The sequence below is a fragment of the Chloroflexota bacterium genome (assembly GCA_016235055.1).
Taxonomy (GTDB): domain Bacteria; phylum Chloroflexota; class Anaerolineae; order JACRMK01; family JACRMK01; genus JACRMK01.
Genome location: JACRMK010000056.1, coordinates 1 through 25562 on the forward strand (window position 1 = coordinate 1; position 25562 = coordinate 25562).

25 protein-coding genes and 1 tRNA gene are annotated in these 25562 nt (G+C 65.0%); 6 read left to right on the forward strand and 20 right to left on the reverse strand.

The window, feature by feature from the left end:
* Positions 1-462 precede the first annotated feature (462 nt).
* The 13 genes from HZB53_14160 to HZB53_14220 all read right to left on the reverse strand — a co-directional run bounded on the left by HZB53_14160 (position 463) and on the right by HZB53_14220 (position 13280).
* Positions 463-843 (reverse strand): hypothetical protein, encoded by a 381-nt coding sequence (locus HZB53_14160; GenBank protein MBI5878791.1) that lies wholly within the window; start codon positions 841-843, stop codon positions 463-465.
* A 526-nt stretch (positions 844-1369) separates the two neighbouring features.
* Complete coding sequence (locus HZB53_14165; protein MBI5878792.1) at positions 1370-1597, reverse strand: hypothetical protein; 228 nt, start codon at positions 1595-1597, stop codon at positions 1370-1372.
* Positions 1598-1890: 293 nt separating this feature from the next.
* Positions 1891-3423 carry a hypothetical protein gene (locus tag HZB53_14170; protein MBI5878793.1) on the reverse strand — a complete coding sequence of 511 codons (1533 nt, stop codon included), beginning with the start codon at positions 3421-3423 and terminating at the stop codon, positions 1891-1893.
* A 198-nt stretch (positions 3424-3621) separates the two neighbouring features.
* Positions 3622-4566 (reverse strand): carbamate kinase, encoded by a 945-nt coding sequence (gene arcC / locus HZB53_14175; GenBank protein ID MBI5878794.1) that lies wholly within the window; start codon positions 4564-4566, stop codon positions 3622-3624.
* Between the two features lie 10 nt (positions 4567-4576).
* Positions 4577-5575 (reverse strand): ornithine carbamoyltransferase, encoded by a 999-nt coding sequence (argF, locus tag HZB53_14180; GenBank protein ID MBI5878795.1) that lies wholly within the window; start codon positions 5573-5575, stop codon positions 4577-4579.
* 52 nt (positions 5576-5627) lie between these two features.
* Positions 5628-7058 carry a sugar transferase gene (locus HZB53_14185; protein ID MBI5878796.1) on the reverse strand — a complete coding sequence of 477 codons (1431 nt, stop codon included), beginning with the start codon at positions 7056-7058 and terminating at the stop codon, positions 5628-5630.
* Positions 7055-8218, reverse strand: coding sequence for a glycosyltransferase family 4 protein (locus HZB53_14190; protein MBI5878797.1), 1164 nt, complete (start codon positions 8216-8218; stop codon positions 7055-7057). Before HZB53_14190 ends, HZB53_14185 begins: the two co-directional genes overlap by 4 nt.
* Before the next feature lie 293 nt (positions 8219-8511).
* Positions 8512-8889, reverse strand: coding sequence for a VOC family protein (locus tag HZB53_14195; GenBank protein MBI5878798.1), 378 nt, complete (start codon positions 8887-8889; stop codon positions 8512-8514).
* 283 nt (positions 8890-9172) lie between these two features.
* Complete coding sequence (locus tag HZB53_14200; protein MBI5878799.1) at positions 9173-10288, reverse strand: glycosyltransferase family 4 protein; 1116 nt, start codon at positions 10286-10288, stop codon at positions 9173-9175.
* Between the two features lie 8 nt (positions 10289-10296).
* Complete coding sequence (locus HZB53_14205; GenBank protein ID MBI5878800.1) at positions 10297-11385, reverse strand: glycosyltransferase family 4 protein; 1089 nt, start codon at positions 11383-11385, stop codon at positions 10297-10299.
* 85 nt (positions 11386-11470) lie between these two features.
* Positions 11471-12385: an NAD-dependent epimerase/dehydratase family protein gene (locus HZB53_14210; GenBank protein ID MBI5878801.1), complete on the reverse strand. Its 915-nt coding sequence runs from the start codon at positions 12383-12385 to the stop codon at positions 11471-11473.
* Positions 12386-12612: 227 nt separating this feature from the next.
* Complete coding sequence (locus tag HZB53_14215) at positions 12613-13122, reverse strand: HNH endonuclease (GenBank protein ID MBI5878802.1); 510 nt, start codon at positions 13120-13122, stop codon at positions 12613-12615.
* 74 nt (positions 13123-13196) lie between these two features.
* A tRNA-Leu gene (locus HZB53_14220) sits at positions 13197-13280 on the reverse strand.
* A 223-nt stretch (positions 13281-13503) separates the two neighbouring features.
* On the opposite strand from HZB53_14220, the gene HZB53_14225 reads away from it, so the two are divergent.
* From HZB53_14225 to HZB53_14240, 4 genes are read left to right on the forward strand one after another with little or no spacing between them, the layout of a single operon-like run.
* The gene (locus HZB53_14225) at positions 13504-14241 is read left to right on the forward strand and encodes an SDR family oxidoreductase (protein MBI5878803.1); all 738 of its coding nucleotides are present in this window, start codon (positions 13504-13506) and stop codon (positions 14239-14241) included.
* A gap of 46 nt (positions 14242-14287) precedes the next feature.
* Entirely contained in the window at positions 14288-14686 is a 399-nt protein-coding gene (locus HZB53_14230) for a PilZ domain-containing protein (protein ID MBI5878804.1), read from the forward strand.
* Positions 14676-15638 carry a threonine/serine dehydratase gene (locus tag HZB53_14235; GenBank protein ID MBI5878805.1) on the forward strand — a complete coding sequence of 321 codons (963 nt, stop codon included), beginning with the start codon at positions 14676-14678 and terminating at the stop codon, positions 15636-15638. Before HZB53_14230 ends, HZB53_14235 begins: the two co-directional genes overlap by 11 nt.
* Positions 15639-15646: 8 nt before the next feature.
* On the forward strand, positions 15647-16363 hold the full coding sequence (locus HZB53_14240) for an HAD family hydrolase (GenBank protein MBI5878806.1): 717 nt from the start codon (positions 15647-15649) through the stop codon (positions 16361-16363).
* Between the two features lie 250 nt (positions 16364-16613).
* Here HZB53_14240 and HZB53_14245 read toward each other — a convergent pair whose 3' ends face one another.
* The gene (locus HZB53_14245) at positions 16614-17195 is read right to left on the reverse strand and encodes a TlpA family protein disulfide reductase (GenBank protein MBI5878807.1); all 582 of its coding nucleotides are present in this window, start codon (positions 17193-17195) and stop codon (positions 16614-16616) included.
* Positions 17196-17425: 230 nt separating this feature from the next.
* Between HZB53_14245 and HZB53_14250 the strand changes: the two genes are divergently transcribed.
* Both HZB53_14250 and HZB53_14255 read left to right on the forward strand, forming a co-directional pair.
* Positions 17426-17986, forward strand: coding sequence for a GNAT family N-acetyltransferase (locus HZB53_14250; protein ID MBI5878808.1), 561 nt, complete (start codon positions 17426-17428; stop codon positions 17984-17986).
* Between the two features lie 260 nt (positions 17987-18246).
* Positions 18247-19650 carry an IS4 family transposase gene (locus tag HZB53_14255; GenBank protein ID MBI5878809.1) on the forward strand — a complete coding sequence of 468 codons (1404 nt, stop codon included), beginning with the start codon at positions 18247-18249 and terminating at the stop codon, positions 19648-19650.
* 320 nt (positions 19651-19970) lie between these two features.
* Here HZB53_14255 and HZB53_14260 read toward each other — a convergent pair whose 3' ends face one another.
* From HZB53_14260 to mutL, 6 genes are all read right to left on the reverse strand, one after another.
* Positions 19971-20321 (reverse strand): hypothetical protein, encoded by a 351-nt coding sequence (locus HZB53_14260; protein ID MBI5878810.1) that lies wholly within the window; start codon positions 20319-20321, stop codon positions 19971-19973.
* Positions 20318-21520 (reverse strand): cation:proton antiporter, encoded by a 1203-nt coding sequence (locus tag HZB53_14265; protein MBI5878811.1) that lies wholly within the window; start codon positions 21518-21520, stop codon positions 20318-20320. Before HZB53_14265 ends, HZB53_14260 begins: the two co-directional genes overlap by 4 nt.
* Before the next feature lie 84 nt (positions 21521-21604).
* Positions 21605-21787 (reverse strand): aminopeptidase P family N-terminal domain-containing protein, encoded by a 183-nt coding sequence (locus HZB53_14270; GenBank protein ID MBI5878812.1) that lies wholly within the window; start codon positions 21785-21787, stop codon positions 21605-21607.
* A gap of 213 nt (positions 21788-22000) precedes the next feature.
* Positions 22001-22756, reverse strand: a complete 756-nt coding sequence (locus HZB53_14275; protein ID MBI5878813.1) for a dienelactone hydrolase family protein — start codon at positions 22754-22756, stop codon at positions 22001-22003.
* Between the two features lie 58 nt (positions 22757-22814).
* Positions 22815-23621 carry an alpha/beta fold hydrolase gene (locus tag HZB53_14280; protein MBI5878814.1) on the reverse strand — a complete coding sequence of 269 codons (807 nt, stop codon included), beginning with the start codon at positions 23619-23621 and terminating at the stop codon, positions 22815-22817.
* Between the two features lie 22 nt (positions 23622-23643).
* Entirely contained in the window at positions 23644-25458 is a 1815-nt protein-coding gene (gene mutL / locus HZB53_14285; protein ID MBI5878815.1) for a DNA mismatch repair endonuclease MutL, read from the reverse strand.
* Positions 25459-25562: the final 104 nt, after the last annotated feature.

Genomic DNA, 25562 nt, shown 5'->3' on the forward strand with positions numbered 1-25562 from the left:
CCAACTTCGTTGGGAGGGGGTCGGGGGGAGGGTAGCGCCATTTTTTCGGCGGGCCAGCTTGCGTGACAAGCGCCTGAGAGCCAGCGCATCGCAAGCGGCATTGGAAAGTACCCGTACAAAGCCAAATTGAGAATTGCTGGGCTGAATTTTAAGCCGGGGCGGCCTGCGTTACGATCGGGGCGCAGGGCGCGCCGGATCGAAATCCCAAATCTCAAGCGCCAAATCCCAACGGGGGGGGCACCCATGCCGAACAGGCGCGGCGAATGAGGCTGTGACAATGTGCGTGCAGCCCCGGCAATAGCACGCTCGATGGGTCAAACGCGTTACCACCAGAGAGCTGCACGCGTGCCCTTGCCGGGGGGCCGTTGTTTGGCGACGCCGATTGTTGCTGACCTGTGAACGACGTTCGTCAGGACTGCAGCCTATCCTCCAGGCGTTGGGTTTGGAGTCAGACCAGCGAGCTTACGAAGCCGGCTTGACAAACTGGAAGTATCCGAACCCCAACGCCAGTAGCAGATAAAGCGCGACCGTGACCCACCCAAGCGCATTCGTCACATTCGAAAGCTGTGCCAGCAGGGCGACGATGAAACCGATTGTATCGCCGACGACGACGGCCATGACGAGTGCGCGCAGCGTCACTTCGGAACCGGGTGCGTTTCTGGCGAACCAGAGCACCCAGCCCAGGAGGATGAACGACGCTCCGAAAAGCTGCGTCATCATGGCGCCGCCGGGGGTCAGCGTCACGCCGTAGAACGACATCAGGGTCGCCGGCATCAGTACGAAGCCAATCCCGAAGACAACGACAATGACCGCCTTGATGGTCATCAGCATACTGAGCTTCACGACATGCTCTCCTTTCTGCCCCGTGCGGGGCAATCAAGTACTCCAGGTGTCGCCAAACACGTGCCTTCCCGCACCTCCACAGCGGAAGTCGCGCCTTACACGCCGATTCGAGGTTCAATGCTGTTGCAAAGTTGCTTCGACAGACAAAACAAAAACACCGACCATTGATCTGGCTGGAGCCAGAGCACAACGATCGGCGCAGATTCTCCACGATCCCCCTCCGTGCGAAAGAAGCGGAAACGCGATCAATATGCAGCTGCAAACCCGCTGTCTCATTGTAGAACCGATACGGGGGATTGACAGTGGCAAATGTCCTGATTCTTTCAGGACGGCATGACGTACGGGGATGGTGCGCTTGTGGGGCTACGGAGCGAAGGGCGCCGGATTGAAAGCCCAAGCGCCAAAGCCCAGCGGGGAGCGCAGCGTCTGAAATTAGGCTGCGTTTACTTCGAGTGAATGTATTGCAGGAGCGCGGGAGGAGGCAGGAAAAGCAAAGAGAATGCCGTGTCTGGCATTGAGACAAGCATCAGGCATGCTTTTCCAGTAAGGATTGCACGCGCAGATCATCCAGTGCGGCGTCGGTCGGCAGGGGGCCGTCCGGCCTGAGCAGGCCGCGCAGCCGCAGCGGGGTGTCCGTCGCGCGCGCGGTGGGCTGCAAATCGTCGCGGATCGACTGTGTCAACATATTGAGCAGATGTAGCCGCTCGTCCAGCGTAAGGTGTTTGATCACGCCAGCCAGTTCTTGAACACTCACGGTGCGCCTCCTCTCATGCGTTCAGTATAGGCGGAACGATGCGCACTTCAAAACAAAGTGCTCGTATTGGCGCCGACGGCGAAATCGCGGGACCTCAGAACTGGTGCGGTGATCCGGTGGTGGTCGACGATTGCTGCACGCCAGCCGGCTTTCGTTCCGGCGACCGGCAAGACCGAGCTTCGGGTATTGATCCGGCTAGTAGCATGCCGCCGGAGGCACCTATTGCCCAGCAATTTGGCCCATGTGTATCTGAGCCAGGTGGTGCTCAGTTTCCAAATTGAGAATAGCTGCGGCTAAGGGCTTCCAGTTGGTGGATTACTTTTCTTGCGGAACACCTCAATACCTTGTCCGCGATCCATGCGATTCGGGGCCAGTTGGTAGGTTTGCCAAAACCACGGGTCGCTCACGACTGGCGACATTTCTGAAACAAGGGCGACCCACCACTCGGGCTGGTATTCTTTGACCACATGCAGCGAGTCCTTGCCAACCGTATTCAGGCTGACAAGCCCGCCCGCATCGACCATTGTTCGCCGTGTGAAGTATCCCAAGACTCCGATTTCGTTGGCGCCAACGGTGCTCGCACTGGATGATTGTCGAACGATCATTTCCGCGATGAGCCGGTAGGCCCCCTCGCGTCCCTCCGTCCAACGGACGAGCGCCTGGTAATGTGAAGCGACTCTGGCCGGCAGCGACAGCGCAGTTGTCGCAAGCAACACGAGCACCAGGCCCAACTGAACGCCCCGCGCAGCAAGGGCAGGCCCGTGCAACTGAATACGCCGCCATGCCCGTTCGATGCCGGCGGCCTCGAACAGCTTGATAAACCCAATCAGCATGCAGACATAGTACACAGGATACAGAGGGATAAAGTACCACATGAAATATGTGAACACGTTCGCCACAATAAAGACCAAGGAGTAGAGAAGCCCCCAAAGCAGTACGAGTGTCAGCCCCTCGAAGCGTCGTTCCCGAACAATGACGACGATGCCGAGCAGTGCCAAACAGGCAAATAGCAGGCCTTTGTCTGCCCCCGTATTGACCCCGGCGTTATTGGTGAAATATGAAATGTAGTTCTCCGCACTAATCCAACGATCACTCGACATGCCCGCAGCGCCTTTGGCAATTGCCGACTGCGGAAAGGGGGAACCGTAGTAAAGAAGCGTGAACGCGATCCATGGGAGCAGAATCGCTGCAAACAACACCAACGGTTTCCATCCAGTCCATTGGTGGTGAATAACGAGAATCGTGGCTACTGCCGTGACGCAGATAACGCCGTCTATGCGGATCAATATGAGTGTCGCAGCGGCAACAGCCATCAACGTCCAACGCTGTCTCAGCGTGCTCCAGAATACACACTGCATAATGAAGATGTAGAGCGATGTTTCCATTCCAGAAACGGCATAATACGAATATTCTGACGACACAGCAATCAGGAGCGCTGTGAGCAATCCCAGCAACTGCAACCTAAGCCATGTGCAAAGCGAGTAAACCATCACGATAGTGCCTATGTCAGCCGAGAGATTGATCCAGAATGAGGTAAGCTGAATGTCAGCACCAGCAAAACTGGCTATTCCCAACACGATGCCGTATAACGGGGCAGTTGTGCCCAGCACTCGTTCACCCACGTTGTAGACAAACCCGTTGCCGTGTGCCAGGTTGTATGCGTAGCGGTAGGTAATAAATGCATCATCAACCGGCCACGGCCCGAGTCCAAGGCGATAGGCAAGTGCGAGCAGGATAATGCCTGCAAGCAAGAAATACTCTGCAATGAGTGGGCGGTTCCCCAATGAGCGCAAAGTCAGCCAGTTTCTTCCGAATGTAGCTTTCATGTGCTCATGTCGAGAACCAGCCTGAGTGCCGCTGCGAGCAGCACGGGTGAATCTGTGTGCCATGGTATAAACACAGCGATGCAGCGCTGTCCACAAAAGCGACGCCCGTGCTCCGCTCGGGAGGGGCGGCGTTTGGATCGTGGCCGCCTCTTGTCGAACGTGCCTGAATAGGTTTGCAATTTCTGGAAACCTGAAGGGCTACCTGTCTGTCACAATCCGTGTCCCCGTCTCGCCGCGCAGGGCGCGGGCGATGCTCTCCGGGTTGGTGATCAGCACTTCGCGGCCGCCGCGCGCCAGGAACCCGAGCGCCGCCTCGATCTTGGGGCCCATGCTGCCGGCGGGGAACTGACCGGCCGCCAGATGCTCGCGCGCCTCGGCGACGGTCAACCGGTCGAGATCGCGCTGCGTCGGCTTGTGGTAGTCGAGCGCGACGCGCTCCACGGCGGTCGAGATCAGCAGCAGGTCGGCGTGGATTTCGCTGGCGAGCAGGGCCGAGGCGTAGTCTTTGTCGATGACCGCCTCGACGCCGCGCAGATTGCCCGCCTCGTCGCGCACGACCGGGATGCCGCCGCCGCCGACCGCGATCACGACGAAGCCGTCGGCGATCAACCGCTCGATCACATCGACCTCGACGATCTCCTGCGGCTTCGGCGACGGCACCACGCGCCGCCAGCCGCGCCCCGCATCCTCGACCATCACCCAGCCGCGCGACTGCATATACTCGCGCGCGCGCGTCTCGTCGTAGAACGAGCCGATCGGCTTGCTCGGCTTCTGAAACGCCGGGTCGGCCGCGTCCACCCGCATTTGCGTGACGACGGTCACCGCCTGCCGCGCGATGCCGCGCCGGCGAAACTCGTTCTGCAGGCACTGCTGGATCATGTAGCCGAGCGCGCCCTGCGTGTCGGCGTCGCACGAGTCGAGCGGCACCGGGTGCAGGACGTGCGACGCCAGTTCCGAGCGCAGCAGGATGAAGCCGACCTGCGGCCCGTTGCCGTGCGTGACGACGATGTTCCAGCCGGCCTCGACCATCTCGGCGAGGGGGATGGCGGTCTCGCGGGTCGCGGCGAACTGGTCGCCGACCGTCTGATGCTTCGCGTCGGCGATCAGGCTGTTGCCGCCAACGGCGACGACGGCAGTGGGCATAGGCTGCGGCCTATCGTCGCGCCTTGCGCGCCACGGTCTTTTTCGCCGGCTTCGCCTTCGGCGCGACCTTCTTCGCGCCCGGCAGTTCGACGCCACCCATCAACCAGGCGATGATCGCCTTCTGCGCGTGCATGCGGTTCTCGGCCTGGTCGAAGACGATCGAATTGGACGAGTCGGTGACGGCGTCGGTGATCTCCTCGCCCCGGTGGGCCGGCAGGCAGTGCATGATCAGCGTCTGCGCCGGCGCGGACTGCATTAACCGCTCGTTCAACTGATAGTCCTTGAACGCCTCGCGGCGCACGGCGTTTTCGGCCTCCTGCCCCATGCTGGTCCAGACGTCGGTGTAGACCACGTCCGCGCCACGCAGGGCGTCGTGCGGGTCGGTCGTCCAGCGCACGCGCGCGCCGCTCTCCTCCGCGAACTCCATCGTCAGCGCCATGACCTCCTTCGACGGCTTGTACGCTTCGGGCGTGGCGATGGCGATGTTCAGCCCGATCTTACTCGCGCCGAACAGCAGGCCGTTCGCCATGTTGTAGCCGTCGCCGATGAAGACGAACTGCTTGTCCTTGAAGTCGCCGATGTGCTCGCGCAGCGTCAGCAGGTCGGCCATGACCTGGCAGGGGTGGTCGTAATCGGAAAGGCCGTTGATGACCGGCACGCTCGCATACTGCGCCATGGTCTCCAATGTGCTGTGCTTGAACACGCGCCCCATGACGCCGTTGACGTAGCGGCTCAGCACGCGCGCCACGTCGGGCACCGACTCGCGCACGCCCATGCCGATCTCGCTGTTGCTCAGGTAGAACGCGTAGCCGCCGAGTTGGTGCATGCCCATCTCGAACGAGACGCGCGTGCGCAGCGACGGCTTCTCGAAGTAGAGCGCCAGCGACTGCCCCTTCAGGATCGGCGGGTTGCCGCCGCGCTTCCACTGCTTCTTGAGCTTTACCGCCAGGTCGAGCAGGCCGTTGATCTCAGCCGGCGTGCAGTCGGCCAGCGACAATAAGTGTCTCATACGAACTCCATTAGTAGCTAGCGACTAGCGACTAGTCACTAGCGGCTAGTTGCTAGTACGCGCCTTGGGCCAGCAGGACGCTCGGCACGGTGCGCAGGATGATGACGAGGTCGAGCGCCAGCGACCAGTTCTCGATGTAGTAGAGGTCGAGCATGACCATCTCGTCGAATGACAGTTGCGAGCGGCCGCTGACCTGCCAGAGGCCGGTGATGCCCGGCGCGACTTCGAGGCGGCGCTTGTGCCACTCCTCATACTGGGCCACCTCGCGCGGCAGCGGCGGGCGCGGCCCAACCCAGCTCATCTCCCCGCGCAGGACGTTGATGATCTGCGGGAACTCGTCGAGCGAGGTGCGGCGGATGAAGCTGCCGACACGCGTGCGGCGCGGGTCGTTCTTGATCTTGAACAGTTGCCCGGTCGCCTCGTTCTGCTCCATCAGCTTGTCGAGCTCGTCGTCGGCGCCCAGGCGCATCGAGCGGAACTTGAAGCAGGTGAAGATACGCCCAGCGCGCCCGACGCGCGGCTGCGCGAACAGCACCGGGCCGGTCGAATCCAGCTTGATGGCCAGCGCGATCGCGGCGAAGATCGGTGACAGGATAGCCAGCACGACCAGCGAGAGCAGGATGTCGATGGCGCGCTTGAGCGCGTAGTTCCAGCCGCTGATGGTCGGCTCGCGCACGCCGATCAGCGGGATGCCGTTGATATCGTCCACGGCGACGCGGTTCAGCGTCAACTCGTACAGGTCGGGCACGACCTTGACGCGGATATGCCGCCGCTCGGCCTCATCCAGCACGTTCAGGATGCGCTGGTGGTCGGTGGCCGGCAGCGCTACGATGACCTCGTCCGGGCCTTCGGCATCGAGGACGGCCGGCAGGGAGTCAATCACGCCGAGCGCCGGGAAGCGGCCGATGGTCGCCGGGCCGGCCGGGTCGTCGTCGAGGAAGCCGACGATCCGGTAGCCGAGCTCGGGCCGCGCCACAATCGCGCGCATCAGCGCGCGGCTGCGCTCGCCTGCCCCGACGATGATGAGCCGGTCGACGCCGAGGCCGCGCCGCCGCAGGCGGGCCAGCAGCATGCCCAGCACCAGGCGCGCCAGCGAGAGGACGATGACGATGAAGACGCCCATCAGCCCGAACATCAGGCGCGAATAGAATGCGGGGCGGTAGAAGAAGAAGATGAACGAGAGCGCGACGACGCCGACGAGCGTGCCGCGCACGATCGTCGCGACACGGTCGAGCCAGGAGAGGCCGCGCTGCGGCGTGTAAAGCCCCTCGGCGCGGTAGATGATCACGAGCAGCAGCGTCAGAAAGGCGGCGCTCGGCGCGTACTCGCTGAAAGCGACGTAGTTCGCCTCGTCGACCGGCGCGATCCACTCGCCGATGTAGCGCACCCAGTACGCCGCCAGAATCGCGATGGCGATCAGCGCGGCGTCGCTGGCCATCAGTGACAGGGCGCGGTAGCGGCGGTACTTCGCAAGCAGGTTCATCGTTGGTCCGCCGCGGGGGCCGTCCCCGCGAGCGCTTCATCGTAGATACGCGCGGTTTCCAGCGCAGCCGTGCGCCAGTCGAAACGCGACGCCTGCCGCAGGCCGCGCTCGCGCATACCGGCGCGCAGCCCGCTGTCGTGCAGAGCCGACGCCATAGCGTCGCTCAGGGCCGCGCTGTCGTCCGGCGCGATGGTCAGCGCGGCGTCGCCAGCCACTTCCGGCAGCGACGAGACGCTGGACGTGATCGCCGGGGTGCCGCACGCCATCGCCTCCAGCACCGGCAGGCCGAAGCCCTCGTAGAGTGATGGATACACGAACACGTCAGCCGCATTATACCAGAGCGGCAGCTCGTCCTGCGGCACAAAGCCGGCGAAGATGACGTCGTCGCGCACGCCACTCTGCTCCGCGGCGGCGAAGACGTCGTCGTAGCCCCAGCCTTTGGCGCCGGCGATGACGAGTTTGGGCGCGTCGCCCGCGCCGTTGCGGCGCCGCATCTGCGCGTACGCGCGCACCAGCGCCGGCACGTTCTTGCGCGGCTCCAGCGTGCCGAGATACAGAATGAAGTGCGCCGGCAGACCGTTGCGCGTGCGGAATTCCTCGACGGCAGCGCGCGCCGCCGGGCGGAACGCCGCATCGGCGGCGCAGTAGACAACCCGCACGCGCTCGGCCGGCACCCCGCAGTAGTGCACGACGTCGTTGCGTGTGCTCTGCGAGATGACAATGATGCGCGCGGCATGGCGCGCCGACCAGCGCGTCATCAGCCGCAGGTAGGCGCGCTGGAACGCCGGGAAGCGTTCCGGCATGCGCATGAAGCTCATGTCGTAGATCGTCAGCACGACCGGGCAGTGCGACACCAGCGGCCGGGCGAAGGCCATGGCGTGCAGGAGGTCGAGGCGGTCGCGGTAGGTGGCGGCCGCCAGCGCGAACTGCTCCCAGACGATGCGCGGCAGCGGTTTCTGCGCCGGGAAGCGCGTGCGGCGCAACTGCATCGCCGGATCCGGCGACTGCATCTGCCGATCATTCAGGTAGACGCGGAAACGGTGGCGCGGCGCGACCGCCGGCAGATTCACCAGCGTCTGGTGGATATAGCGGTGGATGCCTGCGCCCCGGTAGGAGGCCGACAGATTGAGCAACTGCGCGTTGAGTCCGATGACGGCCATCAAACTACATTATACCCGAACCGGCCTTTGACCGGCACACGGTTCAGGCGGGGGCGTTTCACTTCCGGGGCGGCTCTTGGGCAGACAAGTCGTCATGCCCGCGAAAGCGGGCATCCAGAAGTGTTGCCCCTGGACTCTCGCTTTCGCGGGAGTGACGGTGGCGGTGCCGGTGTGTTGGAATAGCTGGTCTGCCCCAAAACTGAAATACACCTCAGACGGGCGCTGAGCGGCACAAAACGCCGTCGAAGCGCCAGTCAAATCGCCCTTCGACAAGCTCAGGGCGCGGATACGCGCTACCCCCCGCGGCCGGGGCCCTGGCGCATGACCAACCCGTTGCCGTCGGGGTCGTTGAAGGTAAAATACGCGCCCCACGGCGCGTTGTCGAGCGCGTTGACCTTCACCCCGCGCGCAGCCAGTTCGGCGTGCGCGGCAGCCACGTCGTCGACCTCGAACAGCAGGCCCTGGCAGGAGCCGGGCGCCATCTGCGGGAACCAGGTCACCAGCGTGATCGCGGTCTCGGCGCCTTTCGGCGCGAGCATGATCCAGCGCGCGCCGTGGTTGAACGGGCCGTCCATGACTACGTTGAAGCCGAGCACGTCGACGTAGAACGCCTTGGCGACGTCCTGGTCCTTGACTGGCACCGAAACGAGCCCGATATGCTTTATCTGCATGAATCCTCCCTTGAAATATCTTCAGCTGTCATCCTGAGAACGGCCAGACCGCGCGCGGTGTGCGATGCGGCATGACGTTTGGTGTAGGGGCCGGGCTTGCCCCGGCCCGCCATCGGGCACCCGCAAGGGGTGCCCCCTACAAGCGATACTGCGAACGTCATGAGCAGCGCGCAGGCAAGACGCTGTGCTTATTGTGCGTTACGCGCGCGAAGATCTCGAATCCGCACGTATCATGGCGATCCGTGTTGCGAGTACGTTTATCGCAGCAGCCTGTGGGTGCCGCCTAACGCCGCTCGTTGCCATCCCGCATTGTCCGATACACGTCCACCGTCTGCCGCGCGATGCGTTGCATCGTGAAGCGTTCCATCACCCGCGCCCGGCCGCGCGCGCGCAGGTCGGCGTGCAGCGCGCTGTTGCCCATCAGCCGCGCCAGGTGCGCGCGTAGCGCGCTGATATCGTCCTGCGGGAACGTCAATCCGGCGTCGCCGATCACGTTGGGAATCTCCCCGCAGTTGGAGCCGACGACCGGCACGCCGCAGGCCATCGCTTCGACCAGCACGCGCCCGAACTGCTCGGACCAGTTCGGCATACGCCGCGACGGCAGAACGAGCGCATCCATCTGCGTGTAGTGCGCGGCGGTCTGCGTGGATGGCACCCGGCCGAGGAACTCAACCCGCGCGGCCATGCCGAGCGACTGCGCGAGCGCCAGCAGCGACGGGCGTTCCGGCCCGTCGCCGAGCAGGCGTACCTGCCAGTTACCGTCCAGCCCGGCCGCGGCGTGAAACAACGCGTCCACGCCTTTCTCTGGCACCAGTCGCCCCGCGTAACCGATCACGAACGGACCGCCGGGCGACTTCGGCGTAGCGGCGGGCTGGAATAGTGTCGTATCGACGCCGAATTGGGGGATGACGTGCGCCGCGCCGGTGTAGCCCTTGGCGCGCAGCACGCCGACGGCGTCGGCGTTCCCGGCGATAGCGGTCGGGCACTGCGCGAACACGCTGCTCTGCATCCAGCTAAACGGTGGCGGGTAACTGCGCTGCAGGTTCTGCCAGGTGAAGAAAAGCGGCCGCGCACCTGCGGCGCGCGCTGCACGCACGGCGTGAAACGTGACGAAATCCCACGGCTCTTCGTCGATGTGTACGATGTCCGGCTTCGCCTCCGCGACGATACGCGCAAACGCGGGGTAGTAGTGGATGTGAAAATGGCCGTTGAAGCGCATCGGCGACACGACCAGCCGGTAGCCGCGCTCGTACTTGCGTTCGAGCATCTGCCGGCTCTTGCCGGTCTGCCAGTAGGGCGGCACGACGACCGTCAGGTTGACGCCGAGCGCGGCGATCTCCTCGAGCTTGCGCTGATAGGCGCCGACCACGCACGCCTTTGACAGCATCACGACGTTCATGCTAGTTGCTAGCGACTAGCCGCTAGCTGATAGGCTTCGACTGTCTCGCGTGCGCACTGCGTCCACGAGAACATCGCGGCACGCGCCAGCCCTTTGCGGCGGTGCGCGGCGCGCAGCGGTTCGTCGATCAGGCTGGCGATGATGGCACCGGCAATCCGCGCGACCTCGTCAGGCTCGACCAGGAACCCGGCATCGCCGACGATCTCCGGCAGGGAGCCGCGGTTGCCCGCCACGACTGGCGTGCCGCACGCCATTGCCTCCAGTACCGGCAGGCCGAAGCCCTCGTAGTACGAGGGGAAGACGAAGCAGCCGGCCAGCGTGTATAGCGCGGGTTTGTCGGTCTCGTCCACCTCGCCAATCCACTGCACGTGCTCGGTGAGCTCCAGGTCGTGCACCACGGTGCCCACGTCGGGGAAGAAGTCCGAGACGGTCGCCGGCGGCCGCCCGGCCAGCACCAGCGAGTAATCCGGCCCCAGCCCGCGCGCGACGCTGGCGAAGGCGCGCACCAGGTTTGGCACGTTCTTGCGCTGGTCGAAGCCGCCCAGATAGAGCGCAAACGACTCCGGCAGGCGGTACTTTGCCCGCACGGCGTCGAGCGCGGCGCTGTCCGTCACCGGCTTGTAGCGCTCGTCGGCGGCGAGGTAGACCACGCGCACGCGGCTTTCGTCAATGCCCAGATACGCCACAATATCGCGCTTCGACGCCTCCGAGTCGGCCAGGATGACGCGTGCGCGCGCCGCCGCCAGCGAGACCAGCTTCGTGTAGGCGCGTACCTTCGCCGAGCCGCGATAGAGCGGCAGCACCACCGGAATCAGGTCGTGCACCGTGACGACGGTCGGCAGGCGCGTCAGCCACGCCGAGCCGAAGTATGGCACATGCGCGACGTCGGCGCCGGACGCGCGCGCCGACGCCGGAAAGCCGATCTGCTCGAAGCGCACTTTGGCGAGGTTGCCGCCCGACGCAGGCGCATGGACGACCATCTCGACGCCGTAGGTCGGGTCGCGCAGTTCGGCGAGCAGGTGCGTGAGGTACTGGCCGCTGCCGGTGTCGGGGCGGTGAAGGAAGGCGCCGTTGAGCGCGACTTTGAGTGTGACCATGGGAAAAGGCTCCGCGAATAATGCAGATCCGCGTGAACCATCACGTCCTCTGTTCGCGCCGATTCGCGTTATTCGCGGATTGTGCCTATGGGCGGAAGAAGTCGACCGTGCGCTTCAAGCCGTCGGCCAGCGACACTTCGGCCTGCCAGCCAAGCCCGCGCTTCGCCTTCGACGGGTCGAGATAGATCTGAAAGACCTCGCCGAGCTTCCTGGGGCCGTGCGAGCGCGGCTGGGGGTAGTGCGTCAACTCGGACAGGTGGTCGAAGATCTCGTTAATGTTCGTGCCGCGCCCGGTGCCGATGTTGAAGATCTCGCCGTCGCCCTGCGAGAGCGCCAGCAGGTTCGCGCGCGCCACGTCGCCGACGAAGCAGAAGTCGCGCTCCTGCGTGCCGTCGCCGTTGATGACGACCGGCTCGCCCTTGAGCATGCGCGCGGTAAAGATCGCAACGACGCCGGCCTCGCCGTGCGGGTCCTGGCGCGGGCCGTAGACGTTCGGGTAGCGCAGCACGGTGTACGACAGGCCGTAGTTGGCGCGGTAGAGGAACAGGTAGTGCTCGACGTGGTGCTTGCTGGCGCCGTACGGGTCGAGCGGGTTGACAGCGTGCGTCTCCGGCACCGGCAACTGCTTCGGCTCGCCGTAGGCCGCGCCGCCGGTGGAGGCGTACAGGAACTTCTTCACGCCGTGCTTGCGCGACGCTTCGAGCAGGTTCAGCGAGCCGAGGATGTTCACATCGGCGTACAGCAGCGGCTTCTCCATCGACTCGCGCACGTTGGCGCGCGCGGCCTGGTGCACCACGCCCTCGAACTGCTCGGCCGCGAACAGGGCGTCCACCTGCGGGTCGCGAATGTCCATCTGCACGAGCCGGGCCTGCGGGTTGACGTTCTGCCGCTTGCCCGTGGAGAGATCGTCGAGCACCACGACCGCGTGCCCGGCCGCGATGAACGTGTCGGTGATATGCGAGCCGATGAAGCCGGCGCCGCCGGTGACCAGTATTTTCATGCGCTGATGTCCTGATGTGTGATGGAGCCGCGCAATACGGGCTCACGGTCGATTATAAGGCGCGGCGCGGCAAACCTCAAAAGCGCGGCGGCAAAACACCGGCTGGAGAACGGGCTTCAACCGGTGCAGGATTCGACAAGCCGGCCTTCGACAGGCTCAGGCTGCGATAGGCAACAAGAAGCCGGATCGCGTGATGCGATCCGGCCGGTTGAAGGCAAACACGCGGGTCAGGCGCTCTGCAGGTATTTGTGCCAGACGCGCGGCGCGTTGGCGTGGCCCAGCAGGACGATGGCGACGTAGCGCGGGCGCGCCGGCTTGCTGCGCAGCGGCATGGTCGCATCGGACGGCGTGCGGTTGCCCTTGCGCTGGTTGCACGCGGCGCACGCAGCGACCACGTTCTCCCAGACGGTCAGGCCGCCCTTGGAGCGCGGGACGATGTGGTCCACCGTCAGGTGGTTCTTGCCCGGCTGCGTGCCGCAGTACTGGCAGGTATACTGGTCGCGCGCCAGCACGGTGCGGCGCGTCAGCGGCAGACCCATCTGGCGCGGCACCTTCACGTAGGTCACCAGGCGGATGACCAGCGGGTACTCGAAGTGCCGGCGCTCTGCGCGCAGGACCGCGGCGGCCGCCTCGACCACCTCGGCCTTTTCCTTCAGCAGGAGGACGATGGCGCGCCGAATCGACACCACGTTTAACGGCTCATACGTGGCGTTCAGCACAAGCACACTGCCATCCATTTCAGATCACCCCTGTTCGCTTGGGCGAGGAGGGCCGCGAACGCGCACGTCCTTCCGAGCACACAAGACGTATATGCCTCAGAGGGGACTCGAACCCCTACGCTCGTTAAGAGCACCGCTTTTAAGGCGGCTTCGTCATGCCAATTGCGTACTGAGGCGTTTTTTCTTTTCCTGCCGCGTCTGCCTGTTTCGCCATGAATCCGGCAAGACCTTGCCCAGTGTTTGCCGCACCGGCCCGATACGCTGTTCGCTCTTCTCCTCTTACAGCCGAAACTATACTAATCCTTATTTTACCGCCGCGATTGAACATGTCAAATAGCGGTTACATTGCCCAGCAGCGCATTCGGTGCTAGAATGCGCCGGTCGGCCAGGAGGTGGCGCGTGGCGGGTCTGCGGGTGGCGATTGTGACGGGGAGCGCAAAAGGCATCGGCGCGGCCGTGGTCGAGCGGCTGGCGCGCGACGGCCTGACGCCGGTGGTGAACTACCGCACCAGCGAGCGCGAGGCGCTGGAACTGGTTGAGCGGGTGCGCCCGCTGGCGCCGGATGCTTGCGCCGTGCGCGCCGACGTCTCGCAGCCGGTCGAGGCGGAGCGCCTGATAGCGCAGACGATGGCGCGCTTCGGGCGGCTCGACGTGCTCGTCAACGGCGCCGGGCCCTGGCTGGTCAAGGATGCCTACGAGACGAGCGTGGACGAGTGGCGGACGATGCTCGACGGCAACCTCTCGTCGGCGTTTTACTGCTGCAAGTTCGCGCTGGCGCCGATGCGCGCGCAGGGCGGCGGCTGCATCGTGAATTTCGGATCGGCCAATGCGGAACTGGCGCGCGGCGCGCCGGGCGTCACGGCGTATCATGTCGCCAAGGCGGGCGTCGTCGTGCTGACGCGCTCGCTGGCGCGCAGCGAGGGACCGCGCGGCATCCGCGTCAACTGCGTCAACCCCGGCTACGTGGACACGTACGCGCTGTCCGACGCCGACCGGGCGCGCATGCCCGCGCAGATCCCGCTGCGGCGCATCGGCCGCCCGGCGGAGATCGCGGAGGCGGTGGCGTTTCTCGTCTCGGAGCGCGCGTCGTACATCAACGGCGACGTGTTGAATGTGCACGGCGGCCTGTGGGTCTGAGGTCGCGCTTTTGCGCCAATGCGCCCTGCTGTGCTATAAATAGCCCATGTCAACTATGAACATCACCGGCGACGGGGCGTCGATAGACAATCGGCGCGAGCATGTGCGCGTGGCCGTGCGTCAGACGCTGACCTACGACTATTACGACGAGGCCGGGCAGAAACTGGGTGTTGGCATCGGCGCGACGGTCAATGTGAGCGAGGACGGCCTGATGCTGACGACCGACAAGTATCTGCAGTCGGGCATGCAGGTGCTGATCGAGATTGTCAGCCACCTGTACGTCTTTATGGCGACGGCCGTGGTGGCCCACTCCGCCGAGATTGGCGACACGCTGTATCAGGTCGGCGTCCACTACACCGATATCATCCAGGGCGATTGGAGTCTCATCGATCCAAGCCGACAGGCCGGCACGCTGCCCGGCGGGAGCCAGAATCATGGAACTTGAAATGCCGACCTTGCAGGATGTGCTGACGGCGCGGCTGCGCATCCGGCCACACCTGCGCGCGACGCCGCTGTTCCGCTACGCCGCGCTGGACCAGTTAGCCGGCATGCAGGTGTACGTCAAGCATGAGAACCATCAGCCGGTCGGCGCGTTCAAAGTCCGCGGCGGCATCAACCTCGTCTCGCAGTTGAGCGACGACGAGAAGCGGCGCGGCGTCGTGAGCGCCTCGACCGGCAATCACGGCCAGTCGGTAGCGTACGCGGCGCGGCTGTTCGGCACCAGGGCCGTCATCGGCGTGCCACACGGCGCCAACCCGCTCAAGGTCGAGGCAATGCAGAGCCTGGGCGCGGAGGTGCTGTTCCTCGGCCAGGACTTCGACGAGGCGCGCGTGGCGGCCGAGACGGTGGCGGAGGAGCGCAACATGCGCTTCATCCACTCGGCCAACGAGCCGCGCCTGATCGCCGGCGTCGGCACGCACACGCTCGAGGTGCTCGAAGAGCAGCCCGACATCGAGGTCGTGATCGTGCCGGTCGGCGGCGGCAGCGGCGCGAGCGGCGCATGTATCGTCGCCAAGGCGATCAACCCGCGCATTCAGGTCATCGGCGTGCAGGCCGCCTCGGCGCCCGCCGCGTACCTGTCGTGGAAGGAAAATCGCCTGGCCGAAGCGCCCAGCTCCACCTTCGCCGAGGGGCTGGCCACGCGCGTCGGCTTCACGCTGACGCAGGCGATCCTGCGCAAGCACCTCGACGACTTCGTGCTCGTCAGCGATGACGAGCTGCGCCAGTCGATGCGCATCATGCTGGAAAAGACGCGCAATCTGGTCGAGGGCGCCGGCGCGTCGCCGCTGGCGGCGGCGCTGAAGCTGAAGGACCGGCTGGCCGGCAAGAAAGTCGCGCTGATCGTCAGCGGCGGCAACTCCTCGATGGAGCACCTGCGGCAGGCGATGGGCTGGTAGGGCGCGGCATGGGCACGGTCAAAGCAATCCTGTTCGACTTCGACGGCACGCTGGTCTTCGGCGAGCCCGACATCTGGTCGCTCTACACACAGTTCGCGCGCGACTACGGCCTGGTCGTCAGCGAGGACGCCACGCGCAGCGCCGAGCGTTTCGCGCACCACTACTACGCCGGTTTCAACTACAAAGAGGATTACGACCGGCTGGGCGGCGGCCTGGCGTGGCGGCTGTACTACATGCAGCGCACGCTGCACGTGATGACCGGCGGGCGCGTGCCGGTGGATGATCTGCTCGATGCGGCAAAGTACGTGGGCGCGCGGCTGGGCGAGGAACCGCGCCAGCGCCAGGTGCCGCCCGACGTGCGGGCCACGCTCGACCGGCTGCTGGCCGACGGCTACACGCTCGGCCTCGTCACCAACCGGCGCGACGACGAGATGTCCGAGGTATACGACCCGCACGGGCTCCATCACTACTTCAAGTTCACCGTCACGGTGTCCGGCGGGATCGCGCCCAAGCCGTTCCGCGCCATGTTCGACCTGGCGCTGGCGCGCGCGGGCTGCACCGCGGCCGAGGCGATGCATGTGGGCGACAACCCGTATGCCGACGTGGCAGGCGCGGAGGCGGCCGGCATTCGCGCCGTGCTGTACGATCCGAAGCGGCTGTTCCCCGAAGCCGAGTGCTGCGTCATCACGGAGTTCCCGCAACTGCTCGACCTCGTTGCGCGCTAGGCGCGCCGGATGTCCGCGCGAGCGACGGGGGTCGAAGCCGCGATCTCACGCAAAGAAACCCTTCTGGCCTTTGAGGTCCGAAGGGTTTTGGATTTCAAGCGGTCGTAGGGACAGGTCTTTGACACCCCAAAGGGTGCGACGTGTCGCCTGTCCCGCCAGCGGGTCAGAGACCTGCCTCTACGTGAGCGCGGATGTCAGGCCGTCGGCTGAGCCTGTCGAAGCCGTCGCTGGCTACCTCTACATGAGCGCGCTACTGCATAACCAGCGGGGCGATTTGCTGGTCGAGCGTCGTCTTCATCAACTGCCCGTTCCAGACCTGCCGCAGGATGCCGTTGCGGTCGAGCACATAGGTCGTCGGCAGGCCGCGCGCTTTCAACTGCTCCAGCACGGTCGCCTCGGGATCCCACAATACGGTGAACGGCATCTGCCAGTCGGCGATGAAACGCGCAGCGGCTTCCATCTCATCCTCGGTATCCACGGCCAGCACGACCAGCCCGGTGCTCTCATATTGGCGATAGAACGCCATCAACTCCGGCAGCTCGGCCTTGCACGGCGGGCACCACGACGCCCACAGGTTGATGATCACCGGCCGTCCGCGGAAGTCGCTTACCTTGACTGAGTTGCCGGCCATGTCGAACAGCGTGAATTCGACTTCCTTGCCAATGCGCGGGTCGAGGCTGGCGGTGGCTGCGCCGGGCGGCGGCGCCGACGCGGCGTTGGCGGTCGTAATGACGAGCCAGAGCACGCCAGTCACAACCAGCGCCAGGCCGACCCCAAAGCCGAGCAGCATTTTCCACGGCGATTCCGGCCTGGCCGGCGCTACCTGACTCATACATGCCTCCGAAACAGGGCGCTCACCAGCGTGCCCGTTGATATGCCTATGCCATCCATGATACCTGAAGCGACCGGAAATGCAATCGCCGCTCGTTTAGATGCGCCGCGCCGCCAAAAGGTAACGCCGCGCGCGCAAAACGCTGTAAAATCAAGTCGCGACAAGCCAGACCCCAAGAGTTTCTAAAACCCTTGGGGTCTCACTACACGGACGACACTGGGCGGACGGGCATGATTATTGAAACGGCGCGGTTGCTGATGCGCGAGTTCGTGGCGGACGACTGGCAAGCCGTACTGGCGTACCAAGCCGACCCGCGCTACATGCGCTTCTACGACATGGACGAGCGCACCGAAGCCGATGTGCGCAAGTTCGTGCAGATGTTTCTCGACCAGCAGGCCGAGAGCCCGCGCCAGCGTTTTCAACTGGCGGTGACGCTCAAGGAGAGCGGCGTGCTGATCGGCAACTGCGGCATCCGCGTCAACAACGTGGAGTGGCGCGAGGCCAATATCGGCTACGAGATCGCGCCGGAGTTGTGGGGCCGCGGCTACGCCAGCGAGGCGGCGCGCGCGATCCTCACGTTCGGCTTCGCGCAGCTCGCCATGCACCGCATCTGGGCGTGGTGCGTTGCCGACAACGCCGGCTCGGCGCGGGTGCTGGAGAAGCTCGGCATGACGCTCGAAGCGCGCGAGCGCGAGAAGGAGCTTATTCGCGGCCAGTGGTATGACTCGCTGACGTATGCAATCCTCGAGCGGGAGTATGCGGAGGATGACAGGATGACCACAAGATCGTGAGATCGTGGATCGTGCTCATGCTGGTGACTACCCACATATGCGCGGATGGCGCGAATCAAGACCTCGCGGGTTTTGAAAACCCGCGAGGTCTGGTCGATATGGGTAGTCACCAGTGCTCATGGTACAGCAATTCTCATTTTGGAGTCTGGCCACCAAGTTGCCCCCTCATCCCCCTTGTCATTACCCAAATTACTGCAATCGAAAGGAACGGGTAGATAATGGGTTGACGAACAACCGGTCATACACGGAGCGAATAGACCATGGGCCTGCCACCGATCCTCGACGCTACACAGTGGGCTGAACGAGTCGTGACGATCGCCGCGGCCATGGCCGCGCATCCGCGCGCCTCGCTGCCCCAGTTGTTTACACGCTGGCCGGACCTGAAAGCGGCCTATCGCTTGTTGGCGCACGCGTCCAGCACGCCCGACGAGTTGCAGGCCACCCATCGTGAGCAGGTGCATGCACGGCTGGCACGGCCCGGTACGTATCTGCTGCCGGAGGACACGACGGAATTGTCGTGGGCGGGTCGCGCACCCGGCGCGGGACTCGGTCCAATCGGTGCGCGTAAGTATGGCGCGGTTGGGTTCTTGCTGCACTCGGTGCTGGCGCTGGGTTGGCCGCGTGAACCGGCCGCCGGGTGGCCCGCCACCCGCCCGCCCGTGGAGTTGTTGGGCTTGGCCGGGCAAAGCTATCAAGTCCGGCAACCGCGTCCAGCGGGGGAAGCGCGCGCGGACTGGCGGGCGGTCCTGCGCCGCACGCGTGAATCGCAAATCTGGAGTGCGATGACGGCGCAACTGGGGCCAGCCCCGGATGACCGCCGGGTACGGTGGGTGCGTGTGGCGGATCGCGGGGCCGACATCTACGAGTTCCTGTGCAGCTGTGCAGCAAACCGCCATGGCTATGTGGTGCGGGCCGCACAGGATCGGGTGGTGCTCAACGCGCGCGGGCAGCGGCGCGGGAGCTTGTGGCAGGTCGCGCGCGCGCAAGCGGCGTGTGGGCAGTTCGACCTGGAACTGCGTGCGCGGCCACAGCAAGCGGCCCGCACGGCTCATCTGCGCGTGAGCGCGGTGGTCGTCAATCTGCAAGCCCCGCAACGACCTGGCCAAAAAGCCGGCACGTTGCCGAGCGTGCGCTGCACAGTCGTGCGGGTCTGGGAAGCGCGGGCCCCCAAGGGCGCGAAACGTTTGGAATGGCACCTGCTCTGCGATGGTGAACGCACGCGTTGGGCGGACGCCCGCGAGTGCAGTTTGCAATATGCAACACGCTGGTTATGTGAAGAGTTCCATAAAGCGCTGAAAACAGGTCTGCAGGTCGAACAGTTGCAACTGCGGACGGGTCGGGGCTTGATGGCGGCCACCGCCATCAAGAGCGTCGTGGCGCTGCGTCTGGTTGAGTTGCGCGAACAGGTGCATCGCCAGCCGACAAGTCCCGCGGTCCACAGCGGGCTGAGTGAGGCAGAACTCACGATGCTGCGTCGCGTGAGCGGTCGTTCTCTGGTTACCGTGCGCGACGTGGCACTGGCCTTGGGCAATCTGGGTGGACATCTCAACCGCAAGCGCGACGGCTTACCCGGCTGGCAAACCCTGTGGCGCGGCTGGCTGCATCTCCAGGCCCTGGTCACCGGTGCTTATCTGGCCAGGACAACCTCGAAGAAATCTGGGTAATGACAAGCTCATCCCCTGGCCCCTTCTCCCCCGCGTTGCGGGGGAGAAGGGGAATCGTTCTGGGGTATTGGCGCGGCGGCTTCGCCGCCGCGCCAATACCCTTTGTTTATCGCCCCTCCCCGCTTCGCGGGGAGGGGCCGGGGGTGGGTTGATGTAATTGAGTGAGTCTGCCTGTGGCGTCATCCCACGCGGCTGAACGGGTCAACCAATCGATCAACGCCCATGCTGAGCACTGCGGCTGCGCATTCATGACAACTTCCCGGCAAACAAGTAAGATCTCCGATTCGGTGTTGTTTGACGGGGGAGTCTGTACGCTCGAATCAGCGCCGGTGCAGCCCCCAGGCGCGCGATACCGGCACGACGAACATGATGCCGCTATCAGGCGCGTCGAAATCGCCCACCACAGACTCCGCATCGGCAAGCGCGCGCGCCAGGGTGGCATCGTCGTCAATCACCGAGAAAAATGTGCGGTGCGTAACCTCGTCAGGTGCGAACAGCGAGCGAATCGATGGCAGCAGCGGTACGTCGTCGCGCGCGCCCTTGCCTTCCTGATGTCCCATCCCGGCGCTGGCCAGTATCGTAACACCCTTTACGCCCGACGCGCGCCAGCGTTCCCGAATCTCCTCGCCTTTTGCATCGTCCGGTACGACCAGAATAAGCAGGTTTATCATGTTTGCCCTCCGCGGCTGCCTCGCGCCGACAGCCCAAACGCCAGTCGTAGCAGCGGCGGCGTCACCAGCGTCGTCACCAGCACCATGATCACCGTCGCGGCGTAGACCGCATCGGAGATCAGGCCGCTGCTCAGTCCGATCGATGCCACAATCAGTCCGACCTCGCCGCGCGAGATCATGCCGATGCCGATTCGCAGCGCCTCCGGCCAGGCCACGCCGCCCGCCCGCGCTCCCAGTCCGCAGCCAACGATCTTCGAGACAATCGCCACCACGCACAGCCCGGCCACAAACAGCGGCCCCGTCTCGCCCATGGCGCGGGCGTTGACCTCCAGCCCGATGCTCACGAAGAAGATCGGCACGAAGAAACCGTAGGTCAGCGCATGAATGCCCGACTCGATCGTTTCGCGCGCGTGCGTGCGGCCAATGAACACGCCTGCAATGAACGCGCCGGTGATCGCGGCGATGCCGCCCAGCGCCTCGGCGGTCCAGGCGTACAGGAACGTGACCACAACCGTCGCGGACAACACGCTGGCGCTGATCGGCAGGCGCTCGATCCAGCGCAGTAGCGGTTGCAGGGCAAACAGGCCGATCGCCACCGCCACCGCCACGAATCCGGCCATGCGCACGACAATCCAGATCAGGCTGGCTGGATCGCCGGATGCCCCGCTGGACAGCGCCAGGAACAGCGAGAGCGCCAGAATAACCAGCACGTCGTCGAACACGGCCGCGCCCAGCAGCACCAGCCCTTCGCGGGTGCGTAACAGCTTCAACTCGATCAGCGTCTGCGCCGAAATGCTTACGCTCGTGGCGGTCAGGATGATGCCGACAAACAGACTGCGATCGGCCGGATAGCCGACCATAACCGCGAAGGCCGCGCCCATGATCCACGGCACGGCAACGCCCAGTGCCCCCGTCCACGCCGCTGCTTTGCCCGCGCGGCGCATGTCCGCGAGGTTGACTTCCAGCCCGGCGATGAACATGAGCAGGATGACGCCGATCTCGGCCAGCACCTTGACGACATCGTGGGCGTGCCCCTCCGCAAACAGCGGCCAGGCCATGATGTCAAGCAGTGTGGGGCCGAGCAGCAACCCGGCCAGCAACTCGCCCAGCACGGCCGGTTGACCCAGACGCGTGCTGACCCAGCCGCTCGCTTTGGCCGCGAAGATCACGATGCCCAGCAGTAAGAGTACGTTCAGCATGGTGGTTTCACAATGGCTTGTCCTGCGCCTCGGCGCGATAGAAACCGCCGCCCATGCGGGGCCACACGACGCTAACTCCGCCTGTCAGGCCCAGGTAGCCGCCAACAATATAGCGCCGTAGGCGTTATGATCCGTGCCGCCCTGCTCCCGTCGCCGGATGCCGGTCAGGTAGAACAGGTTGGCGCCCGGCGGCAGGTACAGCACAGCAATGCGCTGCTCCGCCATCCGCGCCTGAATGGTCGCCACCCGCGCTGCATAGTCAATCATCTGATCCTCGCGTACCTGGAGCATTTAGCAAGAACATCGGGCACGCCATGCGGTGCACCGCGTAGGGGCAGGTCAAAGACCTGCCCGGACAGGCCAAAGGCCTGTCCCTACATGTGACGTGTAGCTCCGCGCGGCGCTATGTCGGATAATTTCGCAAACCGCTCTAAAAGAGCCGGTCGCCACCCAGGCCGGGCGGCGACCGGAGGCTGCTCTCTACTTGTTCGCCGCGATGAACGCGATGATCCGCGTCCACGCATCGGCCGAGGCGTCGGCAAACTCGGCGTAGCGCCGGTCAAAGAAGCTGTGCGGCGCGCCAGGGTAGATGACGATGTCGTGCTTGACACCGGTTATGTCGAGCGCGACGTCGAGCTTCTCCACATCGGCGACCAAAACGCCGGCATCGGCGCCACCGTACAGGCCGAGCACCGGATAGCGCACCGTATTGGCTACGGCCAGCGCCGTGCCGCGCGCGCCGGGAAATACGCGACCGAAGCCAGAGTAGAATGGGATGATGCCCGCAAAACCAAAATCCTCGGTCCCGGAGAGCAGCGTCAGCGTGCCGCCCATGCAGAAGCCAGTCACAAAGACCTTGCCGCTCGCCTGGAGGCGCAGGTAATCAAGCCCGGCCCGCACGTCGGCATAGAACGTCGGCAGCGTCATCTTCTCCACATGCGGGCGAAACTCGAACGCGTCGTCGCGCACGCCAAGCCCGGCCGTGCGGCCGAAGTAGTCGATCGCCAGCGCCGTGTGCCCGATCTCGGCGAAGCGCAGCGCCAATTCTTTGTAGAACTGGTGCAGGCCGCGTACATCCGGATAGATCAGCACCGACGCGCCCGCCGCGTTGCCGGAGCGCGCGATGTAGCCGGCGAAGCGATTGCCGTCCGCTGCCGTCAGAACAATCTCCTCACCGGTGGCCGCGCCGCCGGCAATTGGCGGCACGGGCGGCCGCGCTTGCGAATCGTAGCACATAGTCTCTTCCCCCTGAGAATAATATGGATGGTATTTGCGGCAGGGCCGCAAGATGGATTCAGGCTTCCTGCAGAAACGCGATGATGCGTTCGTAGGCGGCCGGGTCCTCCAGCAGAAACGGATGGCCGCCTTCAAAGAGTTCGACGCGTGCATGCGGTATCTGGCGCTGCATGGCATACTGGTTACGGGCGGGCGCGATACCGTCGTACCGCCCGCCGCAAATGAACACCGGCATCGATAGCGCCGGCAGGCGGTCATACGTGTCGAGCATTTGGCGCGCCGCTAACTGGCGCAGATAGCCGGTCTGCCGTCCCGGCTCGTCCTTCCCCATCCCCAGCGCCGCCGCAAGCTGGCTGACGAGCGTCTCGAATTCGTCGCGGTGCGCCTGCTGCCAGGCGGGAGTGCGGCGCACATCGCTCAGCATCAGTTGCCGGCGCGCCCGCATTTCCAGCGAATCGCCTGTGTGCAGGTGGAGCGGGTACGACGCGCCGCCAATCCCGCCGCTGCTGGTGCAGGCCAGCACGAGTTTGTCGATGCGCTGCGGGTAGCGCGCCGCGATCTCCTGCGCCACCATGCCGCCGAACGACACGCCCATCATGTGGCATCGGTCCCAGCCGCGTGCGTCGAGCAGCGCGACAGCGTCCTTCGCATAGTCGGCCATCGAGCAGGCCGTGTCCGGCCGCGACGTCTGCCCCAGCCCGCGCTGGTCGTACGCCAGAATCTCGAACCGGCTGGCAATCGGGCGGTCGAAGACGCGCGGCAGGCGGCGCAGATCGCCGCCCGTGCCGCTGATGTACAGCAGGCGCGGCCCCGCGCCGTGCTGCTCGAAATACACGCTCAGATCGCGAATGTTGGCGAACGGCATGCTGTTCTCCCGAAGGGCAGCGTTAGATGCGGCCAAACTCGCGCGACAACTGGTCGAGGCCGAGGCGAATCATCGTCGGGCGGCCGTGCGGGCAGGTGCGCGGCGACCGGCAACTTTCCAGCCGGCGAATCAACTCGTGCATTTCAGCCGGCGCCAGCAGTCGCCCCGCCTTGATCGCCGCCTGCTTGCAGACCGACGCGATCAGCCGCGCCTCGCGTGCTTCGTCAATCGGGCCAGCCACCCGTCCGTGGCCCCATTCGCGTTCGTCGGCCAGTTCGTCGAGTATGATGGCCAGCGCCTGGCGCGGATCGCCCTCGCCCCAGATGCCCGGCACGGCGCGCACGAGAAACATGCTACCGCCAAACGGCTCAAGCTGGAAACCAACGTGCTGGAACAGGTCAATTTGCGACTCCAGCCGTGTCGCCTGGCGCGCGGTCAGTTCGAGCGTCAGCGGCTCCAGCAGCGACTGACCGACCGGGGCGTGCGACGCATGCTCGTGCTTGAACTGCTCGTACAATACCCGCTCGTGCGCAGCATGCTGGTCGATCAGGAAGATGCCCTCCGGCCCCTCGGCCACGATGTACGTGCGCGCCACCTGGCCCAGCACGCGCAGCATCGGCAGCGGCTCGTCGGACGGCAACGGCGTCTGCCGCGGCACGTCGGGCAGTAGTGGTCGCGGCGCGCCGTCGAGCTCCGGCGTCCACAGGTGCGGCCCGGCCGGTCGCGGCGGGTAATCCGGCGGGACGGGCAGCAGCGGCGACAGCGGCGTATCGACTACGCGCTCGCCGTCGTACGATGGTTGGCCGGCCATCGGCATGTCGGGTACCGGCTGGTGCGAGACCAGTACGGCGCGCACCGCGCGCTGTACGACGCTGAAGATCGCGTGCGAGTCGCGGAAACGCACCTCGGCTTTGGTCGGGTGCACGTTCACGTCGACCTCGTCGGGCGGCAGCGTGATGCGCAGAATGCAGAACGGGTGACGGCCGACCATCACGAGCGTGTGGTACGCCTCTGTCACGGCGAAGTTGAGGTTGCGGTCCTGAACGGAGCGCCCGTTGACGAAGAAGACCATCTGCGACCGGTTCGCGCGGGTCAGCGCCGGCAGTGATGTGTAGCCGCTGACCGTTGTCGCCACGCCATCGCCGTCCGCGCCGGGCATGTTCGCGGCCACTTCGATCATCTGGCGCGCCGTGTCGAGGCCGTAGACCGCGATCAGCACATCCTGCATCGAGCCGTTGCCGGACGTCTGGAACACCTGCCGCGACTCGGTTTGCAGGCTGAACCGGACATGCGGGTAGGCCAGCGCGTAACGATTGACGAGATCGACGACGTGCCCGGCCTCGGTTGTCGTCGATTTCAGGAACTTGAGGCGCGCCGGGATGTTGAAAAACAGGTTCTCGACCGTGATCACCGTGCCCATCGGAGCGGCGTGTGGCGCGCGGCCCTCCAATGCGCCGCCGACGATGCGAATTTCGGTGCCCGCCTCCTCCAGCGCAGCGCGCGTGAGCATCGTGGCCTGCGCCACCGCGGCGATGCTCGGCAGCGCCTCGCCGCGAAAGCCGAGCGTCCGGATCGCGAACAGGTCATCGCTCGAATCGAGTTTGCTGGTCGCGTGATGTACGAATGCCAGCTCGACCTCGGCGGACGGGATGCCGGTGCCGTTGTCGGCGACGCGGATGAGCCGCTTGCCGCCGTCGCGAATCTCGATGCGGATGTCGGTCGCGCCGGCGTCGATCGAGTTCTCGACCAGTTCCTTGACGACCGAGACCGGCCGCTCAATAACCTCGCCGGCCGCGATCTGGGCCGCCAATTGATCAGAAAGAACATGAATGGGCATAGGTGGGCGCTCGGCAGGAGCGTATCTGGCATTATAGCACACGAACCGATCGTGCCGCGGCCGCCTTCGTGCCTTTTGCAGGGCATTTCCAGAGTTGGCTTTGC

Bases quoted from the DNA above. Each gene is read 5' to 3' on its own strand.
- HZB53_14170 (MBI5878793.1), bottom strand. From the start codon at position 3,423: ATGAAAGCTACATTCGGAAGAAACTGGCTGACTTTGCGCTCATTGGGG.
- arcC (MBI5878794.1), bottom strand. From the start codon at position 4,566: ATGCCCACTGCCGTCGTCGCCGTTGGCGGCAACAGCCTGATCGCCGAC.
- argF (MBI5878795.1), bottom strand. From the start codon at position 5,575: ATGAGACACTTATTGTCGCTGGCCGACTGCACGCCGGCTGAGATCAAC.
- HZB53_14185 (MBI5878796.1), bottom strand. From the start codon at position 7,058: ATGAACCTGCTTGCGAAGTACCGCCGCTACCGCGCCCTGTCACTGATG.
- HZB53_14190 (MBI5878797.1), bottom strand. From the start codon at position 8,218: ATGGCCGTCATCGGACTCAACGCGCAGTTGCTCAATCTGTCGGCCTCC.
- HZB53_14195 (MBI5878798.1), bottom strand. From the start codon at position 8,889: ATGCAGATAAAGCATATCGGGCTCGTTTCGGTGCCAGTCAAGGACCAG.
- HZB53_14200 (MBI5878799.1), bottom strand. From the start codon at position 10,288: ATGAACGTCGTGATGCTGTCAAAGGCGTGCGTGGTCGGCGCCTATCAG.
- HZB53_14205 (MBI5878800.1), bottom strand. From the start codon at position 11,385: ATGGTCACACTCAAAGTCGCGCTCAACGGCGCCTTCCTTCACCGCCCC.
- HZB53_14210 (MBI5878801.1), bottom strand. From the start codon at position 12,385: ATGAAAATACTGGTCACCGGCGGCGCCGGCTTCATCGGCTCGCATATC.
- HZB53_14215 (MBI5878802.1), bottom strand. From the start codon at position 13,122: ATGGATGGCAGTGTGCTTGTGCTGAACGCCACGTATGAGCCGTTAAAC.
- HZB53_14230 (MBI5878804.1), top strand. From the start codon at position 14,288: ATGTCAACTATGAACATCACCGGCGACGGGGCGTCGATAGACAATCGG.
- HZB53_14235 (MBI5878805.1), top strand. From the start codon at position 14,676: ATGGAACTTGAAATGCCGACCTTGCAGGATGTGCTGACGGCGCGGCTG.
- HZB53_14240 (MBI5878806.1), top strand. From the start codon at position 15,647: ATGGGCACGGTCAAAGCAATCCTGTTCGACTTCGACGGCACGCTGGTC.
- HZB53_14245 (MBI5878807.1), bottom strand. From the start codon at position 17,195: ATGAGTCAGGTAGCGCCGGCCAGGCCGGAATCGCCGTGGAAAATGCTG.
- HZB53_14250 (MBI5878808.1), top strand. From the start codon at position 17,426: ATGATTATTGAAACGGCGCGGTTGCTGATGCGCGAGTTCGTGGCGGAC.
- HZB53_14255 (MBI5878809.1), top strand. From the start codon at position 18,247: ATGGGCCTGCCACCGATCCTCGACGCTACACAGTGGGCTGAACGAGTC.
- HZB53_14260 (MBI5878810.1), bottom strand. From the start codon at position 20,321: ATGATAAACCTGCTTATTCTGGTCGTACCGGACGATGCAAAAGGCGAG.
- HZB53_14265 (MBI5878811.1), bottom strand. From the start codon at position 21,520: ATGCTGAACGTACTCTTACTGCTGGGCATCGTGATCTTCGCGGCCAAA.
- HZB53_14270 (MBI5878812.1), bottom strand. From the start codon at position 21,787: ATGATTGACTATGCAGCGCGGGTGGCGACCATTCAGGCGCGGATGGCG.
- HZB53_14275 (MBI5878813.1), bottom strand. From the start codon at position 22,756: ATGTGCTACGATTCGCAAGCGCGGCCGCCCGTGCCGCCAATTGCCGGC.
- HZB53_14280 (MBI5878814.1), bottom strand. From the start codon at position 23,621: ATGCCGTTCGCCAACATTCGCGATCTGAGCGTGTATTTCGAGCAGCAC.
- mutL (MBI5878815.1), bottom strand. From the start codon at position 25,458: ATGCCCATTCATGTTCTTTCTGATCAATTGGCGGCCCAGATCGCGGCC.